At 60.0% G+C, this 16,618-nt stretch carries 13 protein-coding genes; 10 read left to right on the plus strand and 3 right to left on the minus strand.

Annotated elements, in window-relative coordinates; translation table 11 throughout:
* The first annotated feature begins 41 nt into the window (after positions 1 to 41).
* The 4 genes from Q0753_RS01690 to Q0753_RS01705 all read left to right on the plus strand — a co-directional run bounded on the left by Q0753_RS01690 (position 42) and on the right by Q0753_RS01705 (position 6,477).
* Positions 42 to 962: a LysR family transcriptional regulator gene (locus Q0753_RS01690; RefSeq protein ID WP_298716224.1), complete on the plus strand. Its 921-nt coding sequence runs from the start codon at positions 42 to 44 to the stop codon at positions 960 to 962.
* A 209-nt stretch (positions 963 to 1,171) separates the two neighbouring features.
* Positions 1,172 to 2,140, plus strand: a complete 969-nt coding sequence (locus Q0753_RS01695; protein ID WP_298716227.1) for an agmatinase — start codon at positions 1,172 to 1,174, stop codon at positions 2,138 to 2,140.
* A gap of 183 nt (positions 2,141 to 2,323) precedes the next feature.
* Positions 2,324 to 3,415: an efflux RND transporter periplasmic adaptor subunit gene (locus tag Q0753_RS01700; protein WP_298716230.1), complete on the plus strand. Its 1,092-nt coding sequence runs from the start codon at positions 2,324 to 2,326 to the stop codon at positions 3,413 to 3,415.
* Positions 3,412 to 6,477 (plus strand): efflux RND transporter permease subunit, encoded by a 3,066-nt coding sequence (locus tag Q0753_RS01705; RefSeq protein ID WP_298716232.1) that lies wholly within the window; start codon positions 3,412 to 3,414, stop codon positions 6,475 to 6,477. Before Q0753_RS01700 ends, Q0753_RS01705 begins: the two co-directional genes overlap by 4 nt.
* Positions 6,478 to 7,026: 549 nt before the next feature.
* Here the strand turns inward: Q0753_RS01705 and Q0753_RS01710 are convergent.
* The gene (locus tag Q0753_RS01710) at positions 7,027 to 8,067 is read right to left on the minus strand and encodes a PLP-dependent cysteine synthase family protein (RefSeq protein WP_298716235.1); all 1,041 of its coding nucleotides are present in this window, start codon (positions 8,065 to 8,067) and stop codon (positions 7,027 to 7,029) included.
* 150 nt (positions 8,068 to 8,217) lie between these two features.
* On the opposite strand from Q0753_RS01710, the gene Q0753_RS01715 reads away from it, so the two are divergent.
* On the plus strand, positions 8,218 to 8,688 hold the full coding sequence (locus Q0753_RS01715) for an Lrp/AsnC family transcriptional regulator (protein ID WP_298716237.1): 471 nt from the start codon (positions 8,218 to 8,220) through the stop codon (positions 8,686 to 8,688).
* A gap of 197 nt (positions 8,689 to 8,885) precedes the next feature.
* Positions 8,886 to 10,496: a methyl-accepting chemotaxis protein gene (locus Q0753_RS01720; RefSeq protein WP_298716242.1), complete on the plus strand. Its 1,611-nt coding sequence runs from the start codon at positions 8,886 to 8,888 to the stop codon at positions 10,494 to 10,496.
* Positions 10,497 to 10,579: 83 nt separating this feature from the next.
* Here the strand turns inward: Q0753_RS01720 and Q0753_RS01725 are convergent, their stop codons facing one another.
* A complete protein-coding gene (locus tag Q0753_RS01725) occupies positions 10,580 to 10,921 on the minus strand; it encodes a TRIC cation channel family protein (protein ID WP_298716244.1) in 342 nt (113 codons plus the stop codon).
* 29 nt (positions 10,922 to 10,950) lie between these two features.
* Here Q0753_RS01725 and Q0753_RS01730 point away from each other — a divergent pair, with 29 nt between their 5' ends.
* Positions 10,951 to 11,685, plus strand: a complete 735-nt coding sequence (locus Q0753_RS01730; protein WP_298716246.1) for an AraC family transcriptional regulator — start codon at positions 10,951 to 10,953, stop codon at positions 11,683 to 11,685.
* Positions 11,686 to 11,785: 100 nt separating this feature from the next.
* Positions 11,786 to 12,661, plus strand: a complete 876-nt coding sequence (locus Q0753_RS01735; RefSeq protein ID WP_298716249.1) for a DMT family transporter — start codon at positions 11,786 to 11,788, stop codon at positions 12,659 to 12,661.
* Between the two features lie 58 nt (positions 12,662 to 12,719).
* Here Q0753_RS01735 and Q0753_RS01740 read toward each other — a convergent pair whose 3' ends face one another.
* Positions 12,720 to 13,883 (minus strand): Na/Pi symporter, encoded by a 1,164-nt coding sequence (locus tag Q0753_RS01740; RefSeq protein ID WP_298716252.1) that lies wholly within the window; start codon positions 13,881 to 13,883, stop codon positions 12,720 to 12,722.
* Positions 13,884 to 14,186: 303 nt separating this feature from the next.
* On the opposite strand from Q0753_RS01740, the gene Q0753_RS01745 reads away from it, so the two are divergent.
* Both Q0753_RS01745 and Q0753_RS01750 read left to right on the plus strand, forming a co-directional pair.
* Entirely contained in the window at positions 14,187 to 14,966 is a 780-nt protein-coding gene (locus tag Q0753_RS01745) for a CLCA_X family protein (RefSeq protein ID WP_298716255.1), read from the plus strand.
* Positions 14,967 to 15,056: 90 nt separating this feature from the next.
* Positions 15,057 to 16,616, plus strand: coding sequence for a cobyric acid synthase (locus tag Q0753_RS01750; protein WP_298716258.1), 1,560 nt, complete (start codon positions 15,057 to 15,059; stop codon positions 16,614 to 16,616).
* The last annotated feature ends 2 nt before the right edge of the window (positions 16,617 to 16,618 follow it).

Raw genomic sequence — 16,618 nt, forward strand, 5'->3', positions numbered from 1 at the left:
TTAATGTATTTTCGGCGCAGGCCACACACTCCGGAGACGCAATGGCAAGCTACTCGATGAAACATATGCTGACCTTCTGCACCGTGGCGGAATACGGTGGCTTTGTGGGGGCCGAGTCGGTACTGGGCATGAGCCAGCCGGCGATCAGTACCCATATTCGTGACTTCGAGATTCGGCTCGGCTTTCAGCTGTGCCATCGTGGGCGCAGTGGCTTCAGCCTGACCGAGAAGGGGCAGCTGGTGTATCGCAAGTGTCGCGATATGCTGAACAACATTTCGGACTTTGAATCCGAGCTGGGCGAACTGCGCGACAAGCTGACCGGAACGCTGCGGCTGGGCCTGATTGACAGCACCATTACCAATCACGACTTTCCCATCTCTGAAGCGATTCACCGTTTCTATGGCCGCAAGAACGACGTATCACTCAAATTGGTGGTGCTGCCTCCCGAAGAGCTGGAGCGGGAGCTGCTTAACGGTAACCTGCATATCGCGCTGGGCTTGTTTCATAACCGGCACAGCGGGCTGAGTTATCGGCACCTGTGCATGGAAGACCACGGTTTTTACTGTGGCCGCCGCCATCCGCTGTTCGGGCTGGGGAATGCCGACATCACCCTCGAGACCCTAAGACAATACCCGGTGTCTTCTCGTACCTATCTGCACCATGCCGAGCTGCAGGGGCTGATGAAAGCGTGGGATGTGGCCATGGTATCCAATATGGAAGCGCAGGCGATTCTGATCACCAGCGGCAGTTTTCTCGGTTTTCTGCCGACACATTACGCCAGGCAATGGGTCGAGCGCGGCGAAATGCGCGCTATCGATCATCTTGATCTGTCCTGGCAGTCGGAGTTCAGCATGGCGATGCGGGTGTCTCCCGCCCCGCAGGAGTTTGTCAGAATTTTTGCCGAAGACGTAGAAGCCACCATCAAGGCTGCCAGCCTCGGCAAGCCGGGAGAGCCCACCTGAGGCCGACGGCAGCTCATTCTGTAGCATCTTATTCACATCTAACATCACAAAAATTAATATATACATAATAAGTTTTATATTTTTTGATTTATGAGCCCCTGCAATACTGCCTTTCTCATTCGGCGCTCAGACCTTCATCGGTATTCGAGCGTTTTAGCAGACAAAGCACCGGTCGGTCAGGCCGTTGGTTGAACAGGGGTAGACAAACTATGAGTGAAAATGCTTACGAAAAAGGTCGCTTGAACCTGCCGTTTGTTGGTTTCTGCACCTTCGGGAAGAAGCGAACCTGTGAAGACTGGGACAACATAAAGGCGGACGTTGCCTTTATGGGCGCGCCCTTTGACTGCGGTACCCAGTGGCGTTCCGGCGCGCGCATGGGGCCTCGTTCCGTGCGTGAAGCATCAACACTGTTTTCCTTCGGCCACGGTGGTGCTTATTCGTATGAAGAGGATCTGATGTACCTGGATGGCGTTGATATTGTCGATATCGGCGATGCGGACATGGTGCATACCGACACCGAGAAATCCCATGCGAATATCGAATATGGGGTACGCAAGATACTGGAATCCGGCGCCCTGCCGGTGGTCGTCGGTGGTGACCATTCGGTCAATGCCCCTTGTATTCGCGCATTCGAGGGCCGTGGACCCATTCATATCATCCAGATCGATGCCCATCTCGACTTCGTCGATGAGCGTCACGGTGTTCGCTTCGGTCACGGCAACCCGCTGCGCCGTGCTTCCGAGCAGGAATTCGTCACCGGCATGACCCAGCTTGGTATCCGCAATGTCTCCTCGTCCAACCGGGCGGATCACAAGGCGGCAGAAGATGCCGGCTCTACCATACTGTCCGTGCGCGATGTACGCCGGCTGGGCGTGGAAGGGGTACTGGCGCTGATCCCCAAAGGGGTGAACTATTACATCACCATCGATATCGACGGTTTTGACCCTTCCATTGCCCCCGGTACCGGCACCCCGAGTCATGGTGGCTTCACGTATTATGAAGTGATGGAAATCCTGCAGGGAGTGGCGTTCGGTGGTGAGGTAGTGGGTATCGACTTGTGCGAAGTCGCCCCCGATTATGATCATACCGGCACCACCAGTGTGTTGGCGGCACAGGTGTTGATGAATCTGATCGGTTATGTCTTCCACGGCCGTCAATTGCGTCAGCAAAGCGCTTAAAGAGGTTCTATGCCGGTGTAAGCACCGGCATTTTCTTTTTCTGCTGTTCGGTGCCAGTCGAATCTGCACTACATATATCTCAAACCTAGCCTCTCATCCCCCAATACCGTCTTTCCCCGCTGTATCGCGTCCGTCCGACTTGTTATGCTGAGTATCCACTCTAATTGATACGGACAATCAACAATGGCAGTAGGCGCATTCACGCAGTGGTTGGCCCGGAACAAGGGGCTGGGGTGGATCCTGTTTGTGGTGGTGGTGGCGCTGTTCTGGCTATGGCGCGGCGAGGTGTATCAGGCACGGGTGAACGAGCCCGACATGGAAGGCACTGCCGCCCCCGGTCTGCCAGCGGTGGAAGTGACGCGCCTTGATGCCGAACCCTACCAAGCCACACTGATGCTGCAGGGGCAACTGCTGCCCCAACGTTCGCAGGTGTTGCAGGCCCAGGTGAGCGGTACCGTGGTCGAGGTGCCCGAGCTGGGCCAGACCGCCGCCGAGGGCGAGTTGCTGCTTACCTTGAGTGACGACGGCCGCCGCGTGGAGCTGGCCCGGGCCGACGCCGAGCTGACCTTGCGCCAGGCCGAAGTCACCGGCGCCGCGCGATTGCGCCGCAACCAGCTGATCTCCCAAACCGGCTATCTGTCGCTCAAATCCGCCGCCGCCGCCGCCGAAGCGGAGTTGGCCGAGGCGCGATTGGCGGTCAGCCGTACCCGTATTGCCGCGCCCTTTGCCGGCAGCGTGGATGCCCGGCCGGTCGAGCAGGGAGACTTTGTGCAGGCGGGGGATGCGCTGCTGACGCTGGTGGACGTATCGACCCTCAAGCTGCATGCCGCCGTGCCGCAACAGCAGGTGGCCGGGCTGACGCCGGGGCTGCCGGTGACGGCGGTAATGCTGGACGGACGCGAGCTGAGCGGCCGGCTCAGCTTTGTGGCCCAGGCGGCGGACACCGCTACCCGAAGCTTCGCCCTGGAAGCCCGGCTCAATAACCCGCACGGCTGGCGAGTGGCCGGGGCCAGTGCCGGTTTGAATATCACTCTGCCGACCCGGCAAGCCTTTCGGCTGTCGCCGGCGTTGCTGGCGCTGGATGACAATGGCCGCACCGGCGTTTATCTGGTGGATGAGCAAGACCGGGCGAAGCTGGTGCCGGTGACGCTGCTCAGCATCGGCACCGATCAGGCCTGGGTCAGTGGTTTACCGCAACCGGCACGCATCATCACGCGGGGGGCCGGTTTCATGACCGATGGCGCCCCGGTGCGCATTTACGAGCCCCAGTCATGAGGGCGCTGATTGCCGCCGCTGTCTTTCGCAGCCGCGCCACCCTGATGGCCTTTGTGTTTTTGCTGCTCGGTGGGGTGGCTGCCTATCAGGCCATTCCCAAGGAAGCCAATCCCGACGTCACCATTCCCATGATGTATGTGTCGATGGCGCTGGAGGGCATCAGCCCGGAAGACGGCGAGCGGCTGCTGGTGCGGCCGATGGAGCAGGAGCTGCGCTCCCTGGAAGGGGTGAAGAAAATGACCTCAACTGCCAGTGAGGGCCATGCGTCGGTGATGCTGGAATTCGATGCGGGCTTCGATCCCAAACTGGCGCTGCAGGAAGTGCGTGAAAAGGTCGACTCGGCCCGCAGCAAGCTGCCGCAGGAAGCCGACGAGCCGGTGGTGCACGAAATCAACGTTGCCCTGTTTCCGGTGTTGTCGGTGGCCTTGTCGGGGCCCTTGTCGGAAGCCGAGCTGGTGATGACCGCCCGGCGGCTGAAAGAAGAAATGGAAGGCATTCCCGAGGTGCTGGAAGTGGACATTGGCGGCGATCGGGAAGATCTGCTGGAAATTCTGGTCGACCCCCAGGTGCTGGACAGCTTCGGCATCGACTACACGGCGCTGTTCAATCTGGTGTCGCGCAACAACCGGCTGGTGGCGGCGGGCAGCCTGGATACCGGCGCCGGTCGGCTGGCGATCAAGGTGCCCGGCGTCATCGAAGATCTGGACGACGTGCTGGGCCTGCCCATCAAGGTAAGTGGCGACCGGGTGGTGACCTTTGGCGATGTCGCCACCCTGCGGCGCACCTTCAAGGATCCGGCCGGCTTTGCCCGTATCAACGGGCAGCCCGGGGTGGTGCTGGAAGTCAGCAAGCGTGCCGGCGCCAACATCATCAACACCATAGAGCAGGTCAAGCAGTTGCTGGCGGAGGCGGCGCCCTTGCTGCCGCCGGGGCTGGAAGTGGACTACATCATGGATCAGTCGACCCAGGTGGAAACCCTGCTGTCGGATCTGCTCAATAACGTGCTTACCGCCGTGGTGCTGGTGTTGATTCTGATCCTCGCCACCATGGGGGCACGCTCGGCGGTGATGGTGGGGTTGACCATTCCCGGCGCCTTTCTCGCCGGTATTCTGATCATCTGGTCCATCGGCTTTACCATGAACATCATAGTGCTGTTTTCGCTGATCCTGGTGGCCGGCATGCTGGTGGATGGCGCCATTGTGGTGTGCGAGCTGGCCGACCGCCACCTGCACCAGGGGCAGTCGCCCAAAGAGGCCTGGATTAATGCCGCCCACCGCATGAGCTGGCCGGTGATTGCCTCGACCGCCACCACCCTGGCGGTGTTTTTTCCGCTGCTGTTCTGGCCCGGGGTGGTGGGGGAGTTCATGAAATACCTGCCCGCTACCGTTATCATCTGCCTGTTGGCTTCCCTGGCCATGGCGCTGGTATTTTTACCGACCATGGGCGGGGTCAGCCGGCACGGCGCACGCGTCCGCGAGCCGGTGCGGGTGCCGGGGCTGGCCCGGTATCGAGCCTTGCTGAGCCGCTTGCTGCGCCGGCCGGGCCTGACCCTGATTGCGACCCTGGTGCTGACCGCACTGGTGTATGCGGGCTATGCCCGTTTCAATCATGGCGTCGAGTTTTTTCCCGACATCGAGCCCGACAGCGCCCAGCTGCAGGTGCGCGCCCGGGGTGATTTGTCGGTGTATGAAAAAGACGCCCTGCTGCGCGAAGTGGAGCAACGCCTGCGTGGCCTGAGCGAGGTAAAGGCGCTGTATGCCCGCAGTTTTGCCATGGCAGACAGCCAGATGGGCAGTGATGTGATTGGCGTGTTGCAGTTCCAATTTACCGACTGGTATTTGCGTCGCCCGGCTTCCTCCATTAAAGACACCCTGCTGGCGCTGACCGACGACATTCCCGGCATAGTGCTGGAGTTTCGGCAACAGCAGATGGGCCCGGGCGGCGGCAAGCCGGTGGAAATTAGGCTGTCGGGCACCGACAACCGGGAGCTGGAGCAGGCCGCCGACGGCGTGCGTGCCGCCATGCAGGCGCTGGGCGGCTTTATCGACATAGAAGACGACCGCAGTCTGCCCGGTATCGAGTGGCGACTCACGGTCAACCGGGAAGCGGCCGCCCGCATGGGGGCCGACGTGCTGAGCGTGGGCAATGCGGTACAGCTGGTCACCAATGGCCTGAAGCTGGCGAGCTACCGGCCCGAAGATGCCAACGACGAGGTCGACATTCGAGTGCGACTGCCGCAGCAGTGGCGCTCGCTCGACCAGCTCTCGCGGCTGACGATCAATACCCCGCGCGGTCAGGTGCCACTCAGCCAGTTTGTGACCCTGACCCCGGCGCCCAAAATCGGCACCCTGCACCGAGTAGACGGTCGGCGTACCCTGACCCTGCAGGCCGATATTGCCGAAGGCTTTCGGTTGGATGAACGGCTGGCCGCACTGGCCGACAATGCACCGACACTGCCGCCCGGCATCAACCTGACGGTCGCCGGAGAAGACGCGGATCAGCGTGAAGCGGGGCAGTTTCTGACCAGCGCCTTTGGCGTGGCCATTCTGATGATGACGCTGATCCTGGTCACCCAGTTCAACAATCTGTATCAAACGGCACTGGTGCTGTCGGCCATCGTATTTTCTACCGCCGGGGTCTTGATAGGGTTACTGCTGAACGGGCAGTCATTCGGCATCGTGATGGTGGGCATGGGGGTAATCGCCCTGGCGGGCATCGTGGTGAACAACAATATCGTGCTGATCGACACCTTCAACCAGCTGCGCAAGGACGGCATGAGCCCGACCGAGGCGGCGCTGGAAACCGGTTGTCTGCGTTTGCGCCCTGTGTTGCTGACCGCCATCACCACTGTGCTGGGGCTGATGCCGATGGTTCTGGGTGTGAACGTCGACCTGCTGGCACCCAGCCTCGGTATCGGTGCCCCGTCCACTCAATGGTGGACCCAGCTGTCGAGCGCCATCGCCGGCGGCCTGGCCTTCGCCACCCTGCTGACCCTGTTGCTCACCCCCTGCATGCTGGTACTGGGCGCGGGACGTAAACAGGCTGTGAGGGGTGAAGGGTGAGGAGACATTGTAGGCCCGGTTTCAACCGGGCAAGCCAGCGCACGGCTTGGTGCTATTACAGGTAGCCGCCACTTCAGTTGGCGGATCAGAGCACTCCGTAGTAACAGGAAATACTACGCGATATCGGCAGCAACCCGTCGGACAAAGGACCCGCTCCGCCGACACGCCGTGAATCCATCCGTGGAGGCTCAGCCGCGCCATCCGTGGCGCGGATGGTCGGCCGAGCAGATCCCTTTGTCCTCCCTGATGTCAGGGAGTTGCCTGTTGGCGCCGTCTACAGACAACTCGGTGTTTGAGAAGAGGCAACAGAGATCGACTCCCACGACCGTGAAATGCCAGGGGCGGCATTTCCGAGCTTACAGGGAAGTACTTGTAGCGTGTCGTGGGAGGTGGCTGTGTTGCCTCTGATCTCAGATTTAAATTAATGATCAGATCTTTATTCAAATTGGTATGACCTGCAGGTTCGGCGTTTTTATCATTGCTCAGCGGGGCTGAGCCTGCCAGCTGAAACGGCAGCTACGAGACCCCCTACGCTTCACGTTTCCCACTTTACCCGAACACCGCCAGCTGCTCGCGGTAGGGGGTGAGATCGCCGATGTGCTTCGCCACCCATTCCGGGTTGTAGTAGGTGTCCAGGTAGCGCTCGCCGCCGTCGCACATCAGGGTGACCAGAGAGCCGCGCTGGCCATTCTGCTGCATGCGTTTGGCCAGTTGCAGCACGCCCCACAGGTTGGTACCGGTCGAGCCGCCGGCCTTGCGACCCAGAATATGCTCCAGCCAGTGAATGGTGGCGATGCTGGCGGCATCCGGCACCTTGATCATCTCGTCGATCACCTCGGGCAGAAAAGACGCCTCCACCCGCGGCCGACCAATGCCTTCGATGCGGCCACCGGCCTGACTCACCAGCGTGGTATCACGGCTCTGGTAGCTGTCGTAGAACACCGAATTTTCCGGATCCACCACCACCAGTTGGGTGTCCAGCCCCAGGTAGCGCACATAGCGGCCCAGGGTGGCGGAAGTGCCGCCGGTGCCGGCGCTCATCACAATGGCGTCGGGAATGGGATGCGGCTCTTCGGCCAGCTGGCGAAAGATGCTCTCGGCAATGTTGTTGTTGCCGCGCCAGTCGGTGGCCCGCTCGGCAAAGGTGAACTGATCCATGTAATGACCGCCGCTTTCCCGCGCCAGTCGCTCGGCCTCGGAATAGACTTCGGCGGCGTGATCCACAAAATGGCACTGGCCGCCGAGGCGCATCACCTGCTCGACCTTCTTGCAGGTGGTATGGCGCGGCATCACGGCGGTAAAGGGCAGCCCCAGCAGCTTGGCGAAATAAGCCTCCGACACCGCCGTGCTGCCCGACGAGGCTTCCACTACCGGGGTGCCTTCGTTGATCTTGCCGCTGCAGATGGCGTGCAAAAACAGCGAGCGGGCCAGCCGATGCTTGAGGCTGCCGGTGGGATGGGTGCTTTCGTCTTTCAGATAGATATCGATGCCGTCGAGACCGGGAATGTCGAGCCGGTACAGATGGGTGTCGGAGGTGCGCAGCTGATCGCTGGACAGGGTCTTGAGGGCGGTGCGGGTCCAGTGGTTCATGGTCGGGCGTCCGTAATAATAAGGGCAGGGAAGAACCGGGCGGCTCTGTGATGACAAAATTATATCCCCATGAAGCGGGAAAAGTTTTTCTAACTTTCCTTTGTTAGTGTTACTTTTTAGAAAATATTTCTCTTTATTAGGTTTTTATCGATGGATATTTTCGACCGACAGATACTGGCCCTGTTGCAGCACAATGCGTCGTTGCCGCTGAAAGATCTGGCGGAGGCGGTCAACCTGTCGGTAACGCCGTGCTGGAAGCGGGTAAAAAAGCTGGAAGAGGCCGGCTACATTCGCGGCCGGGTAGCATTGCTGGATGCCGACAAGCTGGGGCTGGGGCTGTCGGTGTTTGTGCAGATCAAAACCCAGCGCCACGACAGTCAGTGGCTGGCGCAATTTGCCGACACCGTGACCGCCTTTGAAGAGGTGGTGGAGTTTTACCGCATGTCCGGGGAGTGGGACTACATGCTGCGGGTGGTGGTGGCCGACATCGGCGCCTTCGATCGTTTCTACAAGAAGCTGATCACCGGTACCGATGGGCTGTCTGACATTACTTCCAGCTTTGCCATGGAGCAGATCAAGTACACCACGGCCCTGCCGCTGGGTGAGTCGGGCAAAGAGTGAGCAGCTGCGCGCTATCGCCTGGTCGAGCCGCCCTGTTTATCTGACGTCGGTCATAAAACGGAATCATGGTCGAATATAACCGCTTTAATTTCTGCAACGCGTGCCGATACAGAATGCAATCACCATGGTGGTGTCGGGTAACAATCTTGTGATGGCAGTAATAGGCAGTGCGCTATTACCTGATAAAGGAGCACGGAATGAAGGGTAGTATGGCGAAAACGATGGACAATATCTTGCGTGCGGTGGGGTGTAAAACCATCAATCGCCAGTTTATGTTGTCCTACGCGTTGATCTTTCTGTTGGCGGTGGCAGCGGCGGTCTCACTGTATATGAGCATGGCCATCAACCCCGAGACCATTAATGCGGCGGGTCGGCAACGGATGTTGAGTCAACGCATGGCCAAAGAAGCCATGCTGGTTGCATCACAGGTTGAGCAGCAGGAAGTACTGAAAAAAACCATCAACCTGTTTGAACAGTCGCACCTGCGCATCGTGCAAGGCGATGCGGCGGCGGGCATGAATGCGCTGGATGATCCGGCGATTATTTCGCAAATGCAGCGGGTAGACGCGTTATGGCAGCAATATAAGGCGCTGATCCTTCGTCATGTAGAACAAAACAGCGATGCCACCCTGCTCGCCATTCAGCAGCAGTCGCCGGTGATCCTCGGTGAAATGAACAAGGCCGTGGTGATGATGACGGAAAAGGCCAATCACACCATCCGCACTCAGTTGTTAATCGCGTTAGGCTGTATTTTACTGATCCTGGTATTGGTGGTGCTGGGCCGGGTCTTTGGCTTGCGGATGCTGATGGACAATATTCTGCGTTTGCAAAACCGTATGGCGGAAGTGGGCAAGGGAGACTTCTCTCATCGTTTTGAGGTTATTCATACCGATAATGAAGTCGGGCGCATGTTCTCTTCCTACAACAGTATGCTGGATCACATCAGCGACGTGCTGCAAACCGTACAACGGGTGGCCAAAAATACCGAAAATCATATTGATAACGTGGTAAAAGCCACCGAGGATGCCGAACAGGGGGTGATTCGTCAGTATGACGATATCGGGCTGGTCGCCACGGCGATGACCGAAATGGCTGCCGCCGTGAAAGAGGTGTCCAGCAACACCTCCGAGGCGGAGAAAGCGGCCACTGATACCGGCGAGCAGGCCAGAAAAGGCGGCATTGTTGTCGGTCAAACCGAGTCTCACGCCTTGCAGATGCTGGAAAACCTGAAACAAACCGCACAATTGATCACGGCGCTGAAAGAGGAAACCCTCTCTGTGGGCAGTGTGACCTCGGTGATTAATGACATTGCCGAGCAAACCAATCTGCTGGCATTGAATGCCGCCATTGAAGCGGCCCGGGCCGGTGATCAGGGGCGGGGGTTTGCAGTGGTGGCCGATGAGGTACGGACTCTGGCGCAACGCACTCAGCAGTCGACCCAGCAGATACAGCAAATCATTCAGCAATTGCAGCTCAAGGCCGAAGAGGCGGTGGGATCCATGACCCAGAATAATGATTTGGCGCAAAAGAGCTGTGAGCTGGCGGTGGCTGCCGCCGAGGCGATAGAGCACATTATTGCTTCGGTAGAGACGATTTCGTCGATGAATATCATGATTTCTACCGCCACCAATCAGCAAAGTGGCGTCGCCATCGACATTGATCAGCGCATCGTCAATATTTCCGATGTGGCGGGCAACACGCGAGAAGATGCCAACCGGGTGGTGGCCGCGATTGGGGAGATCCGTAACGAGATTCGGGAGCTTAACCAGCTGACACACCGTTTTCAGCTGAGCAACGCCGTTCGGTAACCGGCACCGCGGTATCATCGATAACAACGCCGGGCAATGCCCGGTGTTGTTATATTGGCGACACTACCGAGCCAGCTCTAGAACTAGCTGCGCCAGCGTTCCGGCGAGTAAGTGAATACCGGCAACGACCAGTGCCAGCGAATGGCCGCCAGCCGAATGCTCAGGCCGACCGCGAACGAGGCCAGCATATTGATATTTTCATCGACTCCCAGCTCGCGCAGCAGCAGGTACAGCAGCGCCACCAGTAATGACACGCTGGCATAGAGTTCGTGGCGCAGCACCTGCGGGGGGCGATTGCACAAGGCATCGCGCAGTATACCGCCAAAAATACCGGTGGTAATGCCGGCCATCACCACTACCGGCAGTGAATAGTTAAGCCCCAGCGCCACGTTGCAGCCGATAAGGGTAAAGGCAATCAGCTCCATCGCATCCCGTTACCGGAGGTATTTTCCCCTTGGCATCCCTGACCGATCTGCGTTTCTCCATTCGTTGTTACACCCTGAGTGTATGCGCCCACCGGCATGATTATGCGCAGCTGGTGCTGCCGTTACAGGGGTGCATCAATATCGAGCTGAACGGACACGCCGGCCGTATTGGGCCGTCCGGATGCGTGGTAATACCGGCGGGCACGGTACACAGCTTTGCCGCCGAGCAGCAGGCCCATTTTCTGGTGGTAGACCTGCCGGCTTTGCCGGTGGGCATGCAGCGGCTCGATACGCCCTTTGTGACCTTGCCTGCAGGGCTGCAACGTTATGCCGCCTTTGTGGAAACCCAGCTGCAGCAGGCTCATGGCGAGGCGTTGGTCCGAGACATGGGGCGATTATTTTATCAGCTGCTCGAAACCCAGGAGTGGCAACCCCGGCTGGACTCACGCCTGCAGCGTGCGCTGCAGTATCTCGAACGGGATCTGGCGGTGACGCCCACGCTGGAGCAGTTGGCCACGAACAGTTTTTTGAGCGTCAGTCAGTACAAGACCCTGTTCAAACAACAGGTGGGCATGACCACCGGTCAGTACCTGCAGCAGCTGCGCATGGAAAAGGCCCGTTCGCTGCTGGCCTTTACCGATATTCCCATCGGCATCATCGCCGAACGAGTCGGCTTTCAAAACGCCCCGGCGTTCAGTCGCCGCTTTCGTGCCCATTTCGGGCTGTCGCCCCGCCAGTTGCGCTCACCACGACCGCTACGCTAAAAAGCATCCGCCCGGACAAGTCTGCCGGCTTCTGGGCACAATCTCTCAGGGCATCTCCCTGTACACTCTGCAGTCATACCTGTTTGTAGAGGAAAGAATCATGGCCACATTGCAAGGAATGATGGCAATCACCCTGTGGAGCCTGCTGGCACTACTGGGCGCGCTTACCACCGCCATACCGGCTTTTCAGCTGCTTTTTATTTGTTTCAGTGTCTCGGCGCTGCTGATGTTTGCCGGGCGGCTGATTCATCGCCGGCCGCTGCTGAGCCTGCCCAACCTGGGATTCGGCCAGTGGCTGGTGGGCATCACCGGCCTGTTCGGCTTTCACTGGTGTTATTTTACCGCCCTGAAGTGGGCGCCGCCGCTGGAAGTCAGCCTGATCGTCTATCTGTGGCCGCTGCTGCTCAGCCTGCTGGTGGCCGGTCGCGGGCGGCGGCATCTTGCCGCCATGGGCGGACTGCTGGGCTTTGGTGGGGTGGCGGTGCTGATAGCGCCTGCCGGTGACGCGGGTCACAGCGGTGGCAGCCTGGTGGGCTACGGGCTGGCGTCGTGCTGTGCGCTGATCTGGGCCGGGTATTCCTGGTATCTGTCCCGCAGCCGGGGCAAGGCCGAGGATATCGGTTGGGTGTCGCTGGCGGTGGCGTTGCTGTCGCTGCTGGTGCACCTGGCCACCGAGCAGGGGCACTGGTCGTTCTCGGCTCTGGAAGGGATGGGCGCCTTGCTGCTGGGGCTGGGCCCGGTGGGGGGCGCCTTCTACCTGTGGGATCGGGGCCTGAAACAGGGCAACCGGCAGTTGCTGGCTTCCCTCAGCTTCGCCACGCCCCTGCTGTCGTCCGTGGTGCTGGTGCTGGCGGGTGTCAATGAATGGCGGCTGGCCACGGTCGCGGCACTGGTGCTGATCATGCTGGGAGCCGGGGTGGCCAATCTCAGGCCGCGGTTGCCGGCGACGTTGAAGGAGGGGAGTGTATCCGGATGATACTACCGAACCGGCGGCCCCTGCCGGTGTGGCAAGGGCCGACGACGGAACGTACGTCTCAGAACAGGCGGCTGATGCCGACTATCATCAGCGGCAGTACAAAAAACACACCCACGATATAGGCGGCGACATAGCCCTTGTTGCGCTGGGCCTGGATGGCCAGGGTTTCGGCCATGATCACCGGTACCTGGCGCAGAAACGGCAGCACGTAGATAACGGCGATGGCCAGCAGGTTGAACAGCAGATGTACCAGGGCGATTTGCAGCGCTACCGTGGCTGCGGCGCCGCTGATGGCGGTGGCCGCCAGCAGGGCGGTGATGGTGGTGCCGATGTTGCTGCCCAGAATGAAGGGGTAGACCTGCTTCAGGCTGAACACGCCGGTACCGGCCAGCGGTACAATCAGCGAGGTGGTGGTGGAGGACGACTGCACCAGCACGGTAACCAGGGTGCCGGAGGCCATGCCGGACACCGGGCCGCGGCCCACGGCAGTATGCAGTATGTTCATGGCGCGCCCCACCATCAGGGTGCGCAGTACCTTGCCAATCTGGGTGACCACCATCAGGATCAGGCCGATGCCAATCAGGATCAGCGCCACGCCGGACCAGATACCGGGCAGCCAGGATACGCTGGCCTTGAGTATGTCGGAGGCAGGGGAGAGAGCCACCTTCATGAAATTCATGCCGCTCATGCTGACGCTGGCGTCGCTGACCAGCAGGCCGGCCAGGTATTCGGACGCGGTGGCCAGCGGCCGGAACAGCAGCTCCAGCGGCAGCAGTATGGCCACGGCCAGAATGTTGAAGCTGTCATGCACGGTGGCGGCAGAAAAGGCCCGCTTGAACTCCTCGCCATTGCGAACATGGCCCAGGCTGACCAGGGTGCTGGTGAGCGAGGTACCAATATTGGCGCCCATGATCATGGGAATGGCGATGGAAATGGGCAGGCCCCCGGCGACCATGCCGACAATAATGGAGGTGACGGTGCTGGAACTCTGAATGAGCGAGGTGGCCACCACGCCGACGATCAGCGCGATACCCGGATTGGAGGCAAAGGCAAACAGCGCTTTGGCATCGCTGCCGGCGGCGGCCTTGAAGCCGGAACCGATGGCGCCCACGGCGGCCAGCAGCATATAAATCAGGAATGATACCAGCAGCCAGGACAGCCAGCCGGTCTGAACGTTGCTTTCGTTTGCGGAGCCGGGAAGGGCGGTGGATTGAAGGCTCATCACGCATCCTCATCTCAAAGTTGGCGCCACTATGCCGAGCCTTTGTGACGGTTTTATTACAGTGCGGCAGTTTTATGACAGTCTTGTTTCAGGTGGGTCTTTTTTTTCGACGCAAGGGATACATTCGAGTCATCAGATGAAAATAAGAGGATCTTGCTGCACTTTAGCGTACCGGCAGTGCGTTATGGTAAACGCGAGTTGGCCGAGGGACGGAGCGGCACGAGCCGATCCTGGTCGGCGGTTTAACTCTGTTAGCGCTCTCGGTTAAGCTGGGGGCAGAATCACGTCAGGTGGATGATAACCATGACCCAAGAAACGGCGAAGGAGCCGAATGGTGCGTTCGGGCAGGGCACCGGGCCAACAATGGACTTTACCCTGATCCGGCGGCACTTCGACTTTCGCAGCATCGAAATCGGTCGCTGGGTTACCCGTGCCGAGCGAGAGCGGGCGGCGCCGCGGTTTTTTCAGGCCCTGTATGATCTGATGGGCATACTGGATGGCCCCGAAATGCTGATTTCTCTGCGTGGCAGCCTCTCGCTGCAATACGGCATTGGCGGTCGTCCCGGCGTGTCGGCCCATTATAATCCGGCCACCCGCTGCTTTTCGCTGGCGAAAAACGCCGGCCCCGGCAGCATTGCCCACGAATGGTTTCATGCGTTCGATCACTACATGGCCGACAAGGCGACGCGGGGCACCGCCCCTGGTGCCTTTGCCTCCCACGCCTGGCTGAATGAAGCGGCTACCCAGAGTCATCCGCTCAACGATTTGCTGTTCGACTGTTTTCACACCATTTTGCTGGATGCCGACGGTGCTGGGCCCAGCCCCCTGTTTACTGTGTCGGCAGCCACAGACCAACGCCTGGGCACGGTTTACTACAGCCAGCCGGAAGAGCTGTGTGCTCGCGCCTTTGAAGCCTTTGTGCAAGACAGCGCCATTCAAAACCCGTTTTTGGTAAAAGGTACTCGTCACTCAAAAGAAGCACAGATGGGCTTGTATCCGCAGGGCGAACAGCGCAGGCGGATCAACGCCGCCTTTGAGCGCTACTTTCGTAATCTGGGCGCCGCTCTGCAACGGCGCGGCTAGCCGCTTACATCCTTTAGCCGCTGTGATATGGTGCGCCCAGACTCGTTAGCACCCAGTACTCATTACCCGGTATCTGGCAAGGACAAGCCCATGACCTCATCATTTTCGCCCAGGCCAGATGGCCGCGCCCATACCCTGATGGTGCAGGGCACCGCATCCGATGCCGGCAAAACCACCCTGGTGGCCGGTTTGTGCCGGCTGTTTGCCCGGCGCGGCGCCAGGGTGGCGCCGTTCAAACCGCAGAACATGGCGCTGAACAGCGCGGTGACCATCGACGGGGGTGAAATCGGCCGGGCCCAGGCGCTGCAGGCGGCGGCCTGTTTCTTGCCGGCCGAAACCGACTTCAACCCGGTGCTGCTGAAACCCCAGAGCAACACCCAGGCCCAGGTGATAGTGCAGGGCAGGGCGTTGTCGGTAATGGAGGCGAAAGACTTTTTTGGGCCCGAGGCCAGGCACTACAAGCAGCGTATGCTGGATGCGGTGCTGGACTCGTTTGACCGGCTGCGCCAACGGCACCAGCTGGTGTTGATAGAAGGAGCGGGCAGCCCGGCCGAGATCAACCTGCGCGACAACGACATCGCCAACATGGGCTTTGCCGAGGCGGCAGACTGCCCGGTGATCCTGGTGGCCGACATCGACAAGGGCGGCGTGTTCGCCCAGCTGGTGGGCACCCTGATGCTGCTGAGCGAGTCGGAGCAGGCGCGCATCAAGGGCTTTGTGATCAACCGTTTTCGCGGTGACATCAGCCTGCTGCAAAACGGCCTGACCATGCTGGAAGAAATGACCGGCAAGCCGGTGCTGGGCGTGCTGCCCTACCTCGACAACCTGCAGCTGGATGCCGAAGACGCCATGTGCCGCACCGCCACCACCAGCGCAGAAGAACGCCCGCTCAAGGTGCTGGTGCTGGTAACACCACGCATCAGCAATCATACCGACATCGATCCGCTGCGGCTGCATCCGCGGGTAGAGCTGACCCTGATGCACGTGAGCGCCGATCCGGCCGAGTGCCCGGCGGCCGACCTGATTATTCTGCCCGGCAGCAAGTCGGTACGTGACGACCTGGCCTCGCTGCAGGCGCAGGGCTGGGGCAAGGCACTGAATCGCCATTTACGCTACGGCGGCAAGCTGCTGGGTATTTGCGGCGGCTACCAGATGCTGGGCCGGCGCATTAGTGATCCGCTGGGAATCGAAGGCGAGGCGGGCGAGAGTGAAGGCCTGGGTCTGCTGCCGATAGACACCGAGTTGCGGCAGAGCAAACAGCTGCGTAATGTGGCGGGGTCGCTGCAACTGGATGGTGATCAGGGCGCAAGCTGCCCGGTACAAGGCTATGAAATTCACTGCGGCCAAAGCCGGGTGCTGCAACCGGGGCTACAGCCTTTTCGGTTGTTTGCCGCCGGGCCCGATGGCGAGCCGGGCGAAACCGGCGTTGCCGACGGTCTGCTGTCTGACGACGGCCAGGTGCTGGGCACCTATCTGCACGGCCTGTTCGACCACCCCGACGCCTGCAATCAATTGCTGGCCTGGGCCGGTCTGGAGAACAGCCAGCAGGCGCAGGATCAAAACGCCATTCGGGAAGCCAACCTCGACCGGCTGGCCGACGTGCTGGAGCAACATCTCAATCCGGAATTACTACAAGACTGCATGCAATAAGG

Source organism: uncultured Oceanisphaera sp., from assembly GCF_947495715.1.
GTDB lineage: Bacteria > Pseudomonadota > Gammaproteobacteria > Enterobacterales > Aeromonadaceae > Oceanimonas > Oceanimonas sediminis.